The 15,693-nt window shown below is 71.9% G+C and carries 21 protein-coding genes and 1 pseudogene; 10 read left to right on the top strand and 12 right to left on the bottom strand.

What is annotated here, in order from left to right; translation table 11 throughout:
* Window positions 1-62 precede the first annotated feature (62 nt).
* The gene (locus ACWEOZ_RS23905; protein WP_451912894.1) at window positions 63-1,781 is read left to right on the top strand and encodes a histidinol-phosphatase; all 1,719 of its coding nucleotides are present in this window, start codon (window positions 63-65) and stop codon (window positions 1,779-1,781) included.
* Window positions 1,781-2,452, top strand: coding sequence for a hypothetical protein (locus ACWEOZ_RS23900; protein ID WP_451912893.1), 672 nt, complete (start codon window positions 1,781-1,783; stop codon window positions 2,450-2,452). The genes ACWEOZ_RS23905 and ACWEOZ_RS23900 overlap by 1 nt, the downstream gene beginning before the upstream one ends.
* Before the next feature lie 61 nt (window positions 2,453-2,513).
* Here ACWEOZ_RS23900 and ACWEOZ_RS23895 read toward each other — a convergent pair whose 3' ends face one another.
* Complete coding sequence (locus tag ACWEOZ_RS23895) at window positions 2,514-2,921, bottom strand: RidA family protein (protein WP_451912892.1); 408 nt, start codon at window positions 2,919-2,921, stop codon at window positions 2,514-2,516.
* A gap of 76 nt (window positions 2,922-2,997) precedes the next feature.
* Between ACWEOZ_RS23895 and ACWEOZ_RS23890 the strand changes: the two genes are divergently transcribed.
* The 6 genes from ACWEOZ_RS23890 to ACWEOZ_RS23865 are packed head-to-tail and all read left to right on the top strand — an operon-like array spanning window position 2,998 to window position 5,548.
* Complete coding sequence (locus ACWEOZ_RS23890; RefSeq protein ID WP_451912891.1) at window positions 2,998-3,612, top strand: TetR/AcrR family transcriptional regulator; 615 nt, start codon at window positions 2,998-3,000, stop codon at window positions 3,610-3,612.
* 44 nt (window positions 3,613-3,656) lie between these two features.
* On the top strand, window positions 3,657-3,938 hold the full coding sequence (locus tag ACWEOZ_RS23885) for a hypothetical protein (protein WP_451912890.1): 282 nt from the start codon (window positions 3,657-3,659) through the stop codon (window positions 3,936-3,938).
* Between the two features lie 18 nt (window positions 3,939-3,956).
* Window positions 3,957-4,079 (top strand): hypothetical protein, encoded by a 123-nt coding sequence (locus ACWEOZ_RS23880; protein WP_451912889.1) that lies wholly within the window; start codon window positions 3,957-3,959, stop codon window positions 4,077-4,079.
* A 46-nt stretch (window positions 4,080-4,125) separates the two neighbouring features.
* Window positions 4,126-4,560, top strand: a complete 435-nt coding sequence (locus ACWEOZ_RS23875; protein WP_451912888.1) for a hypothetical protein — start codon at window positions 4,126-4,128, stop codon at window positions 4,558-4,560.
* A 20-nt stretch (window positions 4,561-4,580) separates the two neighbouring features.
* Entirely contained in the window at window positions 4,581-4,877 is a 297-nt protein-coding gene (locus tag ACWEOZ_RS23870; RefSeq protein WP_360548802.1) for an MTH1187 family thiamine-binding protein, read from the top strand.
* Window positions 4,874-5,548, top strand: a complete 675-nt coding sequence (locus ACWEOZ_RS23865) for an HAD family hydrolase (RefSeq protein ID WP_451912887.1) — start codon at window positions 4,874-4,876, stop codon at window positions 5,546-5,548. Before ACWEOZ_RS23870 ends, ACWEOZ_RS23865 begins: the two co-directional genes overlap by 4 nt.
* 10 nt (window positions 5,549-5,558) lie before the next feature.
* Here the strand turns inward: ACWEOZ_RS23865 and ACWEOZ_RS23860 are convergent, their stop codons facing one another.
* Genes ACWEOZ_RS23860 through recO form a run of 3 tightly spaced genes read right to left on the bottom strand, consistent with a single transcriptional unit; the run spans window position 5,559 to window position 7,683 of the window.
* On the bottom strand, window positions 5,559-6,134 hold the full coding sequence (locus tag ACWEOZ_RS23860) for a histidine phosphatase family protein (RefSeq protein WP_451912886.1): 576 nt from the start codon (window positions 6,132-6,134) through the stop codon (window positions 5,559-5,561).
* Window positions 6,131-6,910, bottom strand: coding sequence for an isoprenyl transferase (locus ACWEOZ_RS23855; protein ID WP_451912885.1), 780 nt, complete (start codon window positions 6,908-6,910; stop codon window positions 6,131-6,133). Before ACWEOZ_RS23855 ends, ACWEOZ_RS23860 begins: the two co-directional genes overlap by 4 nt.
* Window positions 6,907-7,683, bottom strand: a complete 777-nt coding sequence (recO, locus tag ACWEOZ_RS23850; RefSeq protein ID WP_451912884.1) for a DNA repair protein RecO — start codon at window positions 7,681-7,683, stop codon at window positions 6,907-6,909. Before recO ends, ACWEOZ_RS23855 begins: the two co-directional genes overlap by 4 nt.
* Window positions 7,684-7,802: 119 nt before the next feature.
* Here recO and ACWEOZ_RS23845 point away from each other — a divergent pair, with 119 nt between their 5' ends.
* Window positions 7,803-8,606, top strand: coding sequence for a DUF4097 family beta strand repeat-containing protein (locus tag ACWEOZ_RS23845; RefSeq protein ID WP_451912883.1), 804 nt, complete (start codon window positions 7,803-7,805; stop codon window positions 8,604-8,606).
* Here ACWEOZ_RS23845 and ACWEOZ_RS23840 read toward each other — a convergent pair.
* The 3 genes from ACWEOZ_RS23840 to era all read right to left on the bottom strand — a co-directional run bounded on the left by ACWEOZ_RS23840 (window position 8,603) and on the right by era (window position 11,777).
* Window positions 8,603-9,835 carry an MFS transporter gene (locus tag ACWEOZ_RS23840; protein WP_451912882.1) on the bottom strand — a complete coding sequence of 411 codons (1,233 nt, stop codon included), beginning with the start codon at window positions 9,833-9,835 and terminating at the stop codon, window positions 8,603-8,605. The genes ACWEOZ_RS23845 and ACWEOZ_RS23840 overlap by 4 nt on opposite strands.
* On the bottom strand, window positions 9,832-10,881 hold the full coding sequence (locus ACWEOZ_RS23835) for an acyltransferase family protein (protein ID WP_451912881.1): 1,050 nt from the start codon (window positions 10,879-10,881) through the stop codon (window positions 9,832-9,834). Before ACWEOZ_RS23835 ends, ACWEOZ_RS23840 begins: the two co-directional genes overlap by 4 nt.
* A gap of 77 nt (window positions 10,882-10,958) precedes the next feature.
* Entirely contained in the window at window positions 10,959-11,777 is an 819-nt protein-coding gene (gene era / locus ACWEOZ_RS23830) for a GTPase Era (protein ID WP_451912911.1), read from the bottom strand.
* Here era and ACWEOZ_RS23825 point away from each other — a divergent pair.
* Window positions 11,682-11,948: a hypothetical protein gene (locus ACWEOZ_RS23825; protein WP_451912915.1), complete on the top strand. Its 267-nt coding sequence runs from the start codon at window positions 11,682-11,684 to the stop codon at window positions 11,946-11,948. The two genes, era and ACWEOZ_RS23825, sit on opposite strands and share 96 nt — an antisense overlap.
* A gap of 659 nt (window positions 11,949-12,607) precedes the next feature.
* Here the strand turns inward: ACWEOZ_RS23825 and ACWEOZ_RS23820 are convergent.
* From ACWEOZ_RS23820 to ACWEOZ_RS23800, 5 genes and pseudogenes are all read right to left on the bottom strand, one after another.
* Window positions 12,608-12,805, bottom strand: coding sequence for a hypothetical protein (locus ACWEOZ_RS23820; RefSeq protein WP_451912880.1), 198 nt, complete (start codon window positions 12,803-12,805; stop codon window positions 12,608-12,610).
* Between the two features lie 87 nt (window positions 12,806-12,892).
* Window positions 12,893-13,276, bottom strand: a complete 384-nt coding sequence (locus ACWEOZ_RS23815) for a cytidine deaminase (protein WP_212989906.1) — start codon at window positions 13,274-13,276, stop codon at window positions 12,893-12,895.
* Complete coding sequence (locus ACWEOZ_RS23810) at window positions 13,269-14,636, bottom strand: hemolysin family protein (protein ID WP_451912879.1); 1,368 nt, start codon at window positions 14,634-14,636, stop codon at window positions 13,269-13,271. Before ACWEOZ_RS23810 ends, ACWEOZ_RS23815 begins: the two co-directional genes overlap by 8 nt.
* A 5-nt stretch (window positions 14,637-14,641) precedes the next feature.
* Window positions 14,642-15,112, bottom strand: coding sequence for an rRNA maturation RNase YbeY (gene ybeY / locus ACWEOZ_RS23805; RefSeq protein ID WP_023359412.1), 471 nt, complete (start codon window positions 15,110-15,112; stop codon window positions 14,642-14,644).
* Window positions 15,113-15,130: 18 nt separating this feature from the next.
* A pseudogene (locus ACWEOZ_RS23800) lies at window positions 15,131-15,496 on the bottom strand (PhoH family protein); the annotation flags it as partial.
* Window positions 15,497-15,693: the final 197 nt, after the last annotated feature.

Here is a 15,693-nt window from a genome sequence, read left to right as displayed (position 1 = left end):
TTGCTCCACGGCCGCGAGATTGACCTGGTCATCCCCTTGTCGATCTTCGGGAGCCATGGGACATGGGTCACGGCCATCACCACCACGATCACGACCACTCGCACGATGCCGGCGGTGCTGCCGACGTACCCCCGGCTCTTGATCTGAGCGTCCCGGACAGCGAGCTGTCGCCCTCGGACGTCTCCCGTCGCGGTTTTCTGCGCAGCGCGGGCCTGCTCGGGGCCGGCGCGGCCGCGTCGGTGCTCGCCACGCCGTCGGCTGCCGCGGCCGCCGGGCTGCCGCACTCGCACGGCCCGGCCGGTGGCGGCACCGCCAAGGGCGGTTTCCGCTGGCTCGCGGGTGACCACCACATCCACACGCAGTACAGCTCCGACGCCCAGTACCGGGTCATCGACCAGGCCGGGCACGGCCGCGCGTTCGGGCTCGACTGGCTGGTCATCACCGACCACGGCAGCAACGCCCACGCCAAGATCGGCGTGGAGAAGGTCAACCCGGACATCCTCAGGACCCGCCAGGAACTTCCGGACCTGCTGACCTTCCAGGGCCTGGAGTGGAACATCCCGGCCGCCGAGCACGCCACGGTCTTCGTGCACCCGGGCCGCAACGAGGTCGGCGTGCTCAAGCAGTTCGAGCAGACGTTCGACGGCTCGCAGCTGCCGGCGACCAACACCACCGAGCAGAACGAGGCCGCCGCGATCGCCGGCATCAAGTTCCTCGGCGAACAGGTCCGCGCCCGCAAGGTCGAGGGCGCACTGTTCCTGGCCAACCACCCGTCGCGGCGCGGCATCGACTCGCCGCACGAGATCCGCAACTGGCGCGACGCCGACCCGACCATCGCCATCGGCATGGAGGGCGCCCCCGGTCACCAGGCCGCCGGCATCCCGGCCCCGAACGGCCGGGGCGGCGCGCGCGGCCTCTACGACAACAACCCGACGGCGGCGTCGTACCAGGGCTACCCGCCGGAGACCTACCGGACCTGGGGCGGCTTCGACTGGATGACCGCCACGGTCGGCGGCCTCTGGGACAGCCTGCTGGCCGAGGGCCGGGCCTGGTGGGTGACGGTCAACTCGGACAGTCACGTCAACTACCTGGACCAGTCCGAGCGCGGCCCGGGCAGCGACTTCGAGGCCGACGGCCGCTACAACGACCCGGTCTACACCGGCAAGGTGAACACCACCGCGGGCGACTTCTGGCCCGGCTTCTACGGCCGCACCAACGTCGGTTCGACGTCGTTCTCGTACAAGGCCGTCATGGACGGCCTGCGAGCCGGGCGGGTGTGGGTCGACCACGGCCGCCTGATCAAGGGCCTGGACGCGCGGGTCCGGGTGGCGGGCGACCGCCGGGCCGCCACGGGTACGCCGCTGGGCGGTGTCCTGCACGTCAAGCGGGGCACAGCCACCGAGCTGACCCTCGAGATCGATCTGCAGGACGTGCCGAACTGGGCGCAGTTCGTGCCGGTGCTGTCCCGGGTGGACGTGATCGTCGGCTCGGTCACCGGCCCGGTCGCCGCCCGCGACAGCTTCACCGCGCCGGACACCAAGGTCGTGAAGTCGTACGAGGTGACGCCGGGGGCCCGCAAGCTGTCGGTGACGTACCGGCTGGGCCGCCTGGACAAGCCGTTCTACCTGCGCCTGCGGGGCACGGACGGCAAGCGCACCCAGCCGGGCCTGATGGGCGCGGCGGTGGACCCGGCGGGCCCGAAGCTCGACGTGCTCGGCGACGCCGACCCGTGGGGCGACCTGTGGTTCTACACCAACCCGATCTGGGTCCTGCCCCGGTGATGTCCGACCGGTCCGCGGCCGCCGCCACCACCCCGGCGGCGGCCGCCCCGGCCTGGGAAGAGTTGCCGGTGCTCGGGGTCAGCCTGGGGCATCCCGACACGGTGGCGGCGGAGCACTGGCTGGCGTCGTTGGTCCCGGCGCCGGTGCTGGCTTTCACGCACCTCGTGCATTCGCCGCGGCCACAGGTGGCCCTGACCCTCGTCTTTCCGGGCGCGGTGCCCAGCTTCGCCGGCGCGGCCGCCGCACCTTCCTCCCCCGGCACCGCGCCCGTCGGCCCGGATGCCCTGCCCATCGCCACCGGCACCACACCCACCGGCCCGGGTGCCGCACCCATCGCCACCGGTGCCCCGCCCACCGGCTTCGGTGTCGCGTGCGCGGAGGCTGTTGCCGCGCATGTGGCGCGGACTTCAGGTCGGGCGGTGCTCTATCCGGGCGTGGAGCGGCTGGTCGGCACGCTGAGCGTCGCCGAGGTGCTGGCGCTCAGCGCGATCGAGAGGGTCGAGGTCCTCGGCGGCGGCGCGGCCGACCCGGCCACCCTGATCGACACAGGTGACTACGTTCGTCCACAGTGGCGGACCGGAGCGCTGACCTTGCTCACCAGCCCGGCGGCGGGCGGGCGGCTGGTGCCGTTCGAGACCCGGTATCCGACCCCCTGCTGCGCGGCCCACTGACTCAGCTCCGCGGCGCGCGGGTCGATCGTGGTGGAAGGCGCGCATGCCGCCATGGTCCACCTCAGCTGAGGATGGCGGTCGCCTCGACCTCGACCAGCACGTCCGGCTCGGCCAGCGCGGCGACGCCGATCCCGGTGAGCGGCGCCATCGGGGTGACGCCCAGCTTCGCGGCGGCCCGGGCGACCCCCTCGACGAACAGCGGCATCTTGTCGGGCGTCCAGTCGACGAGGTAGACGGTCAGCTTGACCACGTCGTCGAAGGAGCCACCGACCTCGGCCAGCGCCGTGCCGATGTTGAGGTAGCACTGCTCGACCTGAGCGGCGAAGTCGCCCTCGCCGACGTGGCCACCGTCGGCATCGCGGGCGATCTGGCCGGCGATGAACACCATCCTCGACCCGGTGCCGATCGACACCTGCCGGTAGATGTCGACCTTGGGCAGTCCTTCGGGGTTCACCAGTGTGACGGCCATGCTGCCTCCATCTCTCGGGAGCCCGGAGGCTCGACTGCCGAAACTATAGCAGTGCAATGCTATGTATCCTGAGGCCATGGCGAGGACGAAGGATCCGGCGGTCCGCACTCTGCTCCTCGAACGCGCCGGGCACATGCTGCGCACCCGCGAGCCGATCACCCTGCGCTCCCTGGTGGCCGGGACCGGCGTCTCGACCATGGCGGTCTACACGTGGTTCGGCGGCATGGACGGCATGTGGAAGGCGCTGCGGCAGGAGGGCTTCACCCGGCTGGCGGACCGGCTGGCCGCGGTGACCATGTCCGCCGACCCGGTGCGGGACCTGACCGCGCTGGTCGCGGCGTACCTCGGCAACGCCCTCGACCATCCCGACCTGTACCGGGTCATGTTCGACGCGACCTACGAGCTGGAGGACGCCGAGGCTGCCGACCAGACGCTGGAATACCTGGTCCAGGCGGCCGGCCGGGGCCGGGAGGCCGGGCGCTTCCGGCCCGCGACCGTGCCGCTGGAACTGGCGATCCAGAGCTGGGTGATCGGCCACGGCCTGGTCTCCCTGGTCACCCCCGGACCCCTGCCGCGCGAGACGCTGACCCACGGCGTGCCCCTGCTGACCGCTCTCTTCGTCGGCACCGGCGACGAGCCTGAGCGATGCCGCCGCTCGGTGCAGCACGGCTGGAAGTCCGTGGCCGGCTGACACGTTGAGGGAAGTCGCCGCCGCGCCGCCAAACCCTGCTGGACATGGCGCTGCACGATCCCGGCGAGGTGCAGACCGCCGGCGGCATGGTCGAGGCGTACCGCCAGGTGGACAGCACCGCGGCGCACGCGCTGAAGCAGATCCTGGACCGGCAGGACGGTCTCGACGAGCGCATCCGCGAGGTGGCGTTCGACCTGACGCAGGACGACGACAGCATCGGCAAGCTGCGGGCCGAGGTACGGATCTCGCTGACCCGCAGCCGGGGCGACGATTCGCGGGAACTGACGTGGGATGCCGTTGAGGTGAGCGGCGGAGGCCATGGATAGGCGGAAGCTCTGGGCCGCTTGTCTGCTGGGAGCGGCCGGCGGACCGGGGAGACGACGGCCGGCGTGACGGCGTTCGTCGCGGTGGCGGCGGCCCTCACCCTGGGGGTCGCGGCGATGAGCAGCCGCTGGGCCGGGGCCTAGACCTGTCATCGGGCCGAGAGCCGGCTGGACACCCTATGCTCCCACCATGGCGGCTCGCCGGTACCGGTACAGCGTGGGAAACGAGAGCGACCCCGGCGACCCCTGGGGCCGCAGCGAGTTGAGCATCGAACCGGACGGCCGGGTGTCGCTGCGCCACCACTTCCCCGGGCCGCTCGCCACGCGCGCCTGGACGGGCCGGGTCGAGGCGGCGGCGTTGGAGGCGTTGCAGAGCGCGCTGGAGGAGGCCGGGTTTCCGGACGGGCCGAGCGCGCCGCCGGTCGCGGGGTCCGGGCTGCGCCGGCTGACGGTGGGGACGGCTCATGTCGCTCTGCCCTGGCACCTGCCCGCGGGCCAGGCCGCGTACGCGAAGGCATTCGACCTCCTCGACGGGGTGATCCACGAACTCACCGCCGGAGCGGTGGCCTACCCGACCACGCACACCGGGCTCGTCTCGGAGATCACCCCGGCCGTGGAATCTTGATCTTGATCTAGATTGGGACCATGCTGGTTGCCTTTTCTGTCACGCCGCTCGGCGTGGGTGATTCCGTCGGTGATCTGGTCGCCGAGGCCGTACGGGTGGTCCGGGCCTCCGGGCTCCCCAACCGCACCGATGCCATGTTCACCACCGTCGAGGGCGAATGGGACGAGGTCATGGCCGTCATCAAGCAGGCCGTCGATGCCGTCGCCGCGCACGCGCCGCGGGTCACCGTCTCCCTCAAGGCCGACATCAGGCCCGGGGTCGCCGACGCGTTGCACGGCAAGGTCGAGCACATCGAGCGGCGGCTGGCCGAGCAGTGAAGCGCCTGATCATGTGGGACATCGACTACACGCTGCTGCGCGGCGGCGGGGTGGCCGCACGGGCCTGGAAGGCCGCGTTCACCGAGCTCACCGGGGTGGCGTGGCGGGCCACGCCGACCTTCGGCGGGCGCACCGACCTGGACATCTGCGCCGAGGTCTTCGCCACGCACGGGGTCACCGACTGCACGCCGGAGCGGTTCTTCGCCCGCTATGTCGAGCAGGTGCACGTCTCACGGCATGAGTTCGCCGAGCAGGGTGCGCTGATGCCGGGGGTACGGGCCGTGCTGGACGAGCTGGGCAACCGGCCCGACGTGGTGCAGACGCTGGTCACCGGCAACGTGCCGCAGGTGGCCGCGGCCAAGATCGCGGCGTTCGCGCTGACCGACGCCTTCGACGCGGAGATCGGCGGCTACGGCACCGACGACAGCGTCCGGGCGACGCTGGTGCGGCGCTGCCTGGAACGGGCCGAGGCCAAGTACGGCGAACGCTTCCGGCCGGTGGTCATCGGCGACACGGCCAACGACGTGTCGGCCGCGCTGGCCAACGACGCGCTGGCCGTGGGGGTCGCGACCGGCTCCACCAGCATGGCCGAGCTGGTGCTGGCCGGCGCCCACGCGGTGCTGCCGGACCTGTCCGACGTGGACGCGGCGGTCGCGGTCATCACCGCCTGACCCGCTAGGGCTACCGCACGCGAAGATGCGGCGGAAAGCCCGTCCACCGCAGCTCCGGCGGCAGATGCGCCATGTCGTTGTGCTGCATCAACGCCGGCGGCCGGTCGTCGCTGTAGCGGATCACCGTCAGCGCCGCGTTGCCGGTGTTCAGGCCCATCCATCGCTCCGGCGGCGCACCCAGCGCGTCCCGCACGAACCAGGCGATCAGGAAGCTGTGCGTGATCACCAGCTCGTAGGTCTCCTGCTCGGCCGGCACCGCGAACCGCGCCAGCGCCTGCTCTGCCAGCTTCGGCCCGTCCCGCAGCTCGGCGGCGGTCCAACCCTCGGTGAGCATCACGTACGGCGCGGGCACGTCAGCCGGCACCCACGGCGGGTAGTCCCCCACGACGGCCGACGGTTGCGCCTCCGGCCAGGGCGCGGCTGTCTCGACCGCGCGGGGCAGCGGGCTGTGCGTGACCGAGTCGAACGGCACGTCGGCCAGCCGTGCGCCCAGCAGCTCGGCCTGGCGGCGGCCCAGGTCGCTGAGGCCCGCGTCCTCGCTCACGGCGTCGCCGTGGCGGGCCAGGTAGAGGAAGCGGTGGCTCACTGCGGGGCGACGGGGTTGGGGATCGCGCCGCCGAAGCGGCGGTCGCGCTGGGCGTAGAGCTCGCAGGCGTACCACAGGTGGCGGCGGTCGAAGTCCGGCCAGAGGGTGTCCAGGAAGACCAGCTCCGCGTACGCGGACTGCCAGAGCAGGAAGTTGGACGTGCGTTCCTCGCCGGACGGGCGCAGGAACATGTCCACGTCCGGGATCTCCGGGTGGTACAGGTATTTGCGGAGGGTCTTCTCGTTGACCTTGTCGGCTTTCAGCTTGCCGGCCGCCACGTCCCGGGCGATGGCCGCCGCCGCGTCCGCGATCTCCGCGTGTCCGCCGTAGTTGACGCAGAACTGCAGGGTGAGGGTCTTGTTGTCCTTGGACATCTCCTCCGCGGTCTGCAGCTCGGAGATCACGCTCTTCCACAGCCGGCCCGGCCGCCCGGACCACACCACCCGCACCCCCAGCTCCACGAGCTGGTCGCGGCGGCGCCGGATGACGTCGCGGTTGAAGCCCATCAGGAAGCGGACCTCTTCCGGTGAGCGCTTCCAGTTCTCCGTGGAGAAGGCGTACGCCGACAGATACGGGATGCCGAGCTCGATCGCGCCCTCGATGGTGTCGAAGAGCGAATACTCCCCCTGCTCGTGACCCTTGGTGCGGGACAGGCCGCGCTCCTTGGCCCAGCGGCCGTTGCCGTCCATGACCACTGCCACGTGCTTCGGCACCGCCGCCGCGGGCAGGGCAGGCGGCCGGACGCCGGAGCTGTGCGGTGTGGGCGGACGTGTCACGAAGTGCTCTCCCGTCGGTCGACCAGTGGCAGCGCGCGCAGGTTGCGCTCCATGTGCCACTGCAGATGTGCTGCCACCAGCCCGCTGCACTCACGGCGTACCGGTTGCTCGGTGGCGTCCGCGAGCTGCCAGTCGCCGCTGGTCAGGGCCTGCATCAGGGCGACCGTCGCCGGGGCCGGGTGGGCCGCGCCGGGCGGCCGGCAGTCGGGGCAGACCGCGCCGCCCGCCGGCACCGAGAAGGCGCCGTGCTGCCCCGGGCTGCCGCAGACCGCGCATTCCCCGAGGGCGGGCGCCCAGCCGGCGAAGGACATGCCGCGCAGCAGATAGGCGTCCAGGACCAGGCTGCTGGCGTGCTCCCCGGCGGCCAGGGCCTTGAGCGCGCCGAGGGTGAGCTGGAACAGGCGCAGGGCGGGCTCGCGCTCGACCGGGGAGAGCCGCTCGGCGGTCTCGGCGATGGCGCTGGCCGCGGTGTAGCGGGGGTAGTCGGTGAGGAACTTCTTCCCGTAGAGCGTCAGGGCCTCGACCTGGCTGACCGAGTGCAGGCTGCTGCCGACGCCCTCGGGCGAGCCGGCGAGCTGCAGGTCGATGTGGCCGAACGGCTCCAGCCGGGCGCCGAACTTGGAACTGGTGCGGCGCACCCCGCGGGCGACCGCGCGCAGCCGCCCGTGCCGGCGGGTCAGCAGGGTGATGATCCGGTCGCTCTCGCCCAGTTTCTGCACGCGCAGGACCACCGCGTCGTCGCGGTAGAGATGGCGTCGGTATCCGGCGGGCACGGGGTCATTCTGCCTCCTGGGTACGACAGACCCTGACCCGGATCTCAGGGTCTTCTCGGGGCCGCCTCAGTGGGAGGACTGATGGTGCCCGGGTGCCGGCGCCGCCTAGCGTCACAGGCATGACCCCGACTCTCGCCCGGCGCGCCGGCGCCGTCACCCTGATCGCCGCGACCGCGGCCGCCCTGGCCGGCTGCGGCGGAGGGATCGGCGCCCGGCTGACCTACGACGACACCGAGAAGGTGAAGGTCTCCGAGATCGTCCTGACGGGCGGCAGCGGGGACGTCACGGTGACCACGGCGGCGATCTCCGACACCCGGATCAAGCGCATCGTGCGCAGCGACGGCTCCGACGACCCGCAGGGCTCGTACCAGCTGGCCGGCACGGTGCTGACCCTGGACACCAACTGCGGGCCGAACTGCCAGGTCTCGTACGAGATCCAGGCCCCGGCCGGGGTGGCCGTGCGCGGCAAGCTCGGCTCCGGCGACCTCGCACTCAGCGACATCGGCTCGGCGGACGTCACGGTCGGCTCCGGCGGTGCCGCCATCGACCGGGCGAGCGGCACGGTGTCGCTGAAGTCCGGCTCGGGCGACATCCTGGCCAACGACCTGCAGGGCGAGACGACCCTGGTCACCGGCTCGGGTGACGTCGAGGCCCACGGCCTCGGCGGCGGCCAGGCCGTCCGGGCCCAGACCGGCTCCGGCGACGTCACGGTCGAGGTCACGAAGGTGGCCTCAGTGACCGCACGCACCGGCAGCGGCAACATCGAGCTGATGGTGCCGGACGGCGCCTACCAGGTGAAGACGCGCACCGGCTCGGGCGACGCGGAACTGCTCGGGATCGTCAACGACGCGACGGCCAAGAACGTCATCGAGGTGCAGACCGGCAGCGGGGACGCGACCATCACCGCCATCCCCGGCAGCTAGGGAACGTCGGCCGGATGCCGCTCCCGCCGCGACAGCCAGACGAACGGCAGGGCGAGCGCGGCGACACCCGCCGAGATCACGTACGAGGCCGGGTAGCCCCAGACGTCGGCGGCCCGGCCCAGTGCGGGCTGGGCCACGACCCCGCCGGTCGAGGCCATCAGCGAGTCGAAGGACAGGATGGTCGCGCGCTGCTGCGACGGGATCATTCCATTCAGGTACGCCTGCCGTACGGGCTGCCCCGCCGCCGACAGCAGCCCCCAGGCGACAACCAGGGCCAGCACCACCCAGAAGTTCGGGATCAGGGCGATCAGCAGCACGGCGAGCACGCTCAGGCCCAGGGTGACGAGCAGCATCGAGGTGCGCCGCGCGAAGACCCGCCGCAGCGCCGGCGCGACCAGCCCGCCGACGATCTGCGCGGCGGCCAGCAACGCCGCCGAGAGGCCGACGATCCCGTACGCGGTCTCGTCACCCCACAGCTCCAGCAGGTACGGCTGCAACGCGTAGTGGACGTAGATCATCGCGCCGCCGGTGCAGGGCGCGGCCAGCATGAGCCAGCGCACCGGGCGGACCCGCAGGCCGTACTCGACGGACTGGGCGGCGATCCGGCGTACCTCGGTGCGGTAGTTCCCGCCGCGGGCCGGGGTGAAGCCGAGGTCGTGCATCAGCAGCGCGGCCACCACCAGCACCACCACGAGCACACCGGCCCGCAGCAGGTACGGCGCACCGAGCCCGGCCACCTGGGCGAGATAGCCGCCGCCACCCGCGCCGACGAGCATCCCGATGCCCATGAAGACCTGCCCCCGGGCGAAGACCCGGTCCAGACTGCCCGTGTAACCGGTGGCGGCCAGCGCGTCGACCAGCCAGGCCTCGGTGGCGCCGGAGAAGAACGTGAACCCCAGCCCGATCAGGGCCGACGACACCGCCCAGGCCCAGAACGGCCCGTCGACGCGCCACAGCCAGACGTAGAGCACGGTGGTCGCCGCCAGCGTCACCGTGCCGAGCAGGTACGACGCCCGGCGCCCCCAGGAGTCGGCGACGATGCCGGTGGGCACCTCGAACAGCACCATGCCGGCGGTGAAGAACGCGTTCGCGGCGAACGCCTGGAAGTTGGTCAGCCCGGCGTCCAGCAGGAACAGCGTGTTGACGCCCCAGATCAGCGAGGCCGCCAGGGTGTTGCCGAGACCGAGCGCGTAGTACGTCCGGCGGACGTGCGCGGCCGTGATCGTCATGTGTGCACAGTCTCAGAAATCTGCCCGACAGCGGGGGACACCGGCGCCACGGCCGGCCGGCGGGGACGGCCTCCGGGCAGGAGCACGGGCCGACGTCCGGCGGCGAAGTCCTCGACCCAGCCGAAGAGCGCGACGGCCGACGCGACCAGCGCGACGATCACCACGAGCCGCCAGCTGATCCCGGTCGCGCCACGCACCGGCAGGCCGTGCGTCTCCCCGATGCGGGTCACGGCCACGATGATCGGCACGTGCCAGAGGTAGATCGTCAGGGCCCGCGCGTTGAGCACGGTGACCAGCCGGGACGCCCGGGCCGCCGTGACGGCCGGGGCGAGGCCGAGCGCGACGAGGATGAACGCCGCGGACCAGAGCGCGTTGCCGAGCGGGATGTCGTTGAGGTCGTACCCCCGGGGTCCGGGATGGGTGAGCACCCAGCCGGCGCCGGCCGTCGCCAGCAGCACCGCGAAGCCGGCCAGGCGGCGCCGCGCGAGCCGGCGCAGCATCCCGTCGTGGTGGGCGAAGCCGAGCAGCCACGCGCCGCCGTAGAGGGCCATGTCGCGCATGATCGGGTGCGGGGTGAGGCCGAGCAGGGTGATGACCGCCAGGGCGGTGTAGGGCGTCGCCAGGGACAGTTTCGGGAAGCGGCGGAAGACCGGCAGGGCGAGCGGTGAGAGCAGCACGAACCAGAGGAAGTCCCGCAGGTACCAGGTCGCGCTCAAGGCCATCGAACCCCAGCCGTTGGCCGGCGGGTCCTGCACCGGGAACGCCCAGTAAAGGATCTTCCAGTCCCACGCGAGGCCGGTGAGCAGCATGGCCGGCACGGCGATCACGGACATCGCCCACAGCGACGGCAGCAGACGGCGCAGCCGGCGCTCGACGGCGAGCGGCCCGGACCGGTCGAGCGAGGCCGCCATCAGCGAGCCGGCCAGCGCGAACATCACCGACATGGCCGGGAACGCGATGGTCAGCGCGACCCAGCCGGTGGAGTGGTAGACGACCACCCGGACGATGGCGAGGGCACGCAACAGGTCCAGGTACCGATTCCGCATGACGTAAAGGGCTATCTAAATAAGCCCCCACAAAGCAAACCGAAACCGGCATCCGGTGATAAGCCCCACAAGAGCGACTAAAAGCCCAATCGACGAAGCTGCTTGGGGTCGCGCTGCCATTCCTTGGCGATCCGCACGTGCAGATCCAGATAGATCTTGCGGCCCAGCAACTGCTCGATCTCGGCCCGGGCCTTGGTGCCGACATCCTTGAGCCGGGCACCCTTGGTGCCGATCACGATCGACTTCTGGCTGTCCCGCTCGACGTACAGGTTCGCGTAGATCTTCATCGACCGGCCCTCGACCACCATCTCCTCGACCAGCACGGCGATCGAGTGCGGCAGCTCCTCCCGGACACCCTCCAGCGCGGCCTCGCGGATCAGCTCCCCGATGAGCACCTGCTCGGGCTCCTCGGTGAGCACGTCGTCCGGATACAGCGGCGGCGACTCCGGCAGATGCTTGACGATCACGTCGACCAGGGTCTCCACCTGATGGCCGGAGACGGCACTGACCGGCACGATGTCGGCGAAGTCGTAGAGCTTGCTGACGTCCAGCAGCCGCTGGGCCAGCGTCGCCGGATCGACCAGGTCGACCTTGGTGACCACGGCGATGACGGTGGCCTTGAGCTCGGCCATCTCGGCCGAGATGAACCGGTCGCCGGCGCCGACCGGCTCGTCCGCCGGGAAGCAGATGCCGATCACGTCGACCTCGCTCCAGGTCTCGCGGACCAGGTCGTTGAGGCGCTCGCCGAGCAGCGTCCGGGGCCGGTGCAGGCCAGGGGTGTCGACCAGCACGAGCTGGGCGTGCTCCTGGTGCAGGATGCCGCGGATGATGTGCCGGGTGGTCTGCGGTTTGTTCGACGTGATGGCGATCTTCTGACCGATGATCGCATTCGTCAGCGTGGATTTGCCGGCATTGGGCCGACCGACAAAACACGCAAATCCGGCACGGTAGACATCGTCGGCAACCTTGATCTCCCGGCTGGCCGCTTTGTGCCGATGCTTCTTTCTTCCCGTACGGGCCTCAGCCGCGCCGCCGGAAGCCCGTGGCCCCGAGCTCAGGTCGCCTGACTCAGCCCCGCCGTCCGCGACAACGCCCGCCCCCGCGGCGGCCGCCACGGAAACACCGGCGCCCTCACGCTCAACGGAGGTCTTCGCCCCACGGATGTTCTCGCCGCTCGTGGTGCCCGCGCTGCTGCGCTTCTTGGCTCCGCTTTGCTTTGCACCGCTCGCGGCTCCGCCGCTCACCGCCGCGCCACGCGTGCCCGCAACCGTGCCACCAGCGGCCTCGCCGCGCTTCGCAGCTCCGCCCGCCCCGCCGCGCAGCGCAGCCCCGCCGGCCTCGCCGCGCTTGACCGCACCGACGCCACGCTTCGCCCCGGCGCCCGCCGCACCGCCCTGCTCGCGCCGGGCCGCCCGCCGCTCCTGCCGCCGAAGCTCGTTCCGCTCCCCCGCAGTCAGCCGCCGCTCCTCGCCAGCGCCACTGACGGCACGCTCCGCGCCACCGCCCTCGGCACCAGCCCGGCTCGCACGGCCGCCCGTAGCCCGCCGCTCACCACCGGCGCCCTCCGAACGCCCAGCAGCCGCAGCCGCCTGAGAACGCCCGGTCCCCCCGGCCGCGGTCCGTGGGCTCCACTTGGGCTTCGAACGGGCCGGCCGAAGCTCCCCGGTCTCACTGACAGCATCCGACCGCGTCGGCAGCACCGGCCGCCCCGCACCGGCACCACCCGCTAACCTGCCAGCGCTCCCCCGCGCTCCGCCGGCGCTGCCGCGCGCACCGGACGAGCCACGGGCTTGACCATCGCGCCCAGCAACACTCCCGGCGCGGCCTCCGCCGCCTCGGGAACCGCCCACGCCTCCGGCGCCCCCAGCACCTCCGGCACGAGCCTTCCGCGCGGCACCTCCGGCAGCCGAACTCTCAGCGCCACCACGCCCACCGCCGGCCCCCGACGACGAGCGCCCGGCCTTACCGCGCGCCGCGTCCCCGTCGCGCGCCGAAGCCTCGCCACCGGTCGTCACGCCGTCACCGTGCCCAGCAAGGCCCCGGTCGGCGCGGCCACATGGATCGGGGCGTCCGCCGCCAGATCACGCACAGCCGCATGGCCGGCGCCGTCCAGCGTCGATGCTTCCGTCACCACCGCCGCCGCCTCGAGCTTGGTCGCCCCGGCCGCCACGGCGGAGGCCACCGCGAGCTGCAACGCCGTCACCGCCAGGCTGGGCAGGACCACGGTCGCCGCCGCGTACGTGCGGCCGTCCTGGTCGCGTACCGCTGCTCCTTCGACCGCGCCCACCCGGGCGCGGGCGCCGCGGGCCAGCGTGACCAGTTTGGCGTCCTCGGCGGTGAGCTCGCCCTCGGCGGCGGGGACGGCGGGTCCGGCGGGGCTGGTCTGGTCAGGCATCAGCGTGCTGTCTTTCCTCGGTCTCGGGGATGTTCTCGGTGTCCTCAGCTTCGTCTGAGGCGGTTTCGACCCGGCACACCAGCACCGAGTCGATCCGGTTGCGGCGGCCGGTCGTGCCCTCCGCGATCAGGTGCAGGCCGCCGACGTCGACGGACGCGCCCGGGATCGGCACCCGGCCCAGGGTCTGGGCGAGCAGGCCGCCGACGGTCTCGACCTCGTCGGCCGGCAGCTCGACGTGGAAGATCTCGCCGAGGTCCTCGATCGGCAGCCGGGCGGTGACCCGCACCGAACCGTCGTCGAGGTGTTCCACGGGCGGGCGCTCGACGTCGTACTCGTCGGTGATCTCGCCGACGATCTCCTCGAGGATGTCCTCGATGGTGACCAGGCCGGCCGTGCCGCCGTACTCGTCGACGACGATGACCAGGTGGGTGCGGGCCGCCTGCATCTCCGACAGCAGGTCGTCGACCGGCTTGGACTCCGGCACGAAGGTCGCGCCGCGCATCAGCTCGGCGACCGGCATGGCCGAGGCCGCCGGGTCGCCGTTCTGAGTGCTGCGCACGACGTCCTTGAGGTAGAGCACGCCGAGCACGTCGTCGACGCTCTCGCCGATCACCGGGATGCGGGAGAAGCCGGAGCGCAGGAAGAGGAACAGCGCCTGCTGCAACGTCTTGGGTGCTTCTATCCACACCATCTCGGTGCGCGGCACCATCACCTCACGGGCGATGGTGTCACCGAGCGCGAAGACGGAGTGGATCATCTCGCGTTCGCCGTGCTCGACGACGCCGCGCTGCTCGGCCAGGTCGACCAGCTCGCGCAGCTCGACCTGGCTGCCGAACGGACCCTCGGGGAAGCCCCGGCCCGGCGTGACCGCGTTACCGATCAGGATCAGCAGGGACGCCAGCGGATTCAGCACCCGGCCGAGCCAGCGGACCAGCGGAGCGGCCGCCTTGCCCACCGCGTACGCGTGCTGGCGCCCGACCGTACGCGGGGCGACGCCGACCACGACGAAGCTGACCAGGGTCATCGCACCGGCCGTGACCAGCGCGGCCCGCCAGCCGACCCCCCAGCTGTCCACCGCGACGAGCGCGACCAGCGTGGTCGCGGTCAGCTCGCAGAGCAGCCGGAGCAGCAGCAGAAGGTTGAGGTGGCGGACGACATCGCCGGCGACGGCCTCCAGGGCGGCGGCCCCGCGCTGGCCTTCGCGGGCCATCTCCGCGGCACGCGCCGAGGAGACCGTGGCCAGCGCCGCGTCGGTCATCGAGGCCAGGCCGGCCAGGAAGACCAGGACCGCGGCGTAGACGACCAGTTGCACGTCGGGCAGCCCGCTGGTCGGGGCGGCCGCGAGTAAGGACGGCTCCACGGGGATCAGCCGGCCCGCCGTCCGGAGCGCCAGCTCTGCAGGAGCCGGGCCTGCAACGCGAACATCTCACGCTCCTCCTCGGGCTCGGCGTGGTCGTAGCCGAGCAGGTGCAGCACCCCGTGCACGGTGAGCAGGTGCAGTTCGTCCGCCGGGGTGTGGCCGGCGGCCGCGGCCTGCTTGGCCGCGACCTCGGGGGCCAGCACGATGTCGCCGAGCAGCGCCGGCTCACCGGTGCCGGCCTCGCCGGGACCGTGGTCGACGCTGCCCTCGTCCATGGGGAAGGCGAGCACGTCGGTGGGACCGTCACTGCCCATCCAGCGATGGTTGAGCTCGGTCATGTAGTCGATGTCGACCAGCAGGATCGAGAGCTCGGCGAGGGGGTTGACCCCCATCTCCTCGAGCGCGTGCCGGGCCACCGCCAGGATCGCGTCGGTGTCGACCTCGACTCCCGACTCGTTGGCGATCTCGATGGACATGTAGTGCTTAACCCCTCATCAGCGCCGGCGGTTCGGGCGGCCACTGGCGGCGGCCCGGCCCGGCACGTATTGGACGGACTGCGTGGCCTGCTGTTCCTGCTCGACGTCATAGCGGGCGTAGGCGTCGACGATCTCGGCGACCAGCCGGTGCCGGACGACGTCGGAGCTGGTGAGCTCGGAGAAGTGCACGTCGTCGACGCCCTGCAGGATCTCCCGGACGATACGCAGCCCGCTGGTGGTGCCCCCGGGTAGGTCGACCTGGGTGACGTCACCGGTGACCACGATCTTGGCACCGAAGCCGAGCCGGGTCAGGAACATCTTCATCTGCTCGGGCGTCGTGTTCTGCGCCTCGTCCAGAATGATGAACGCGTCGTTGAGCGTGTTGTGCGTGACGATCATGTCGTCGGTGACATACAGCGAGTCGGCCGCCCCGACCTGGATGCAGACGGTCTCGGTCTCGCCGGCCGGCTCGATCGCGTCGATGAAGCGCATGGGCCGGCCGCTGCCGTACCGGTCGTAGATCTCGCGCTTGCGGGCGAGCCGGAACGGCTGCACGCCTGAGGGCATGCGGATGTCGAGCA

The sequence above is a fragment of the Actinoplanes sp. NPDC004185 genome (assembly GCF_053603475.1).
This window is presented reverse-complemented; position numbering and strand designations above follow the sequence as displayed.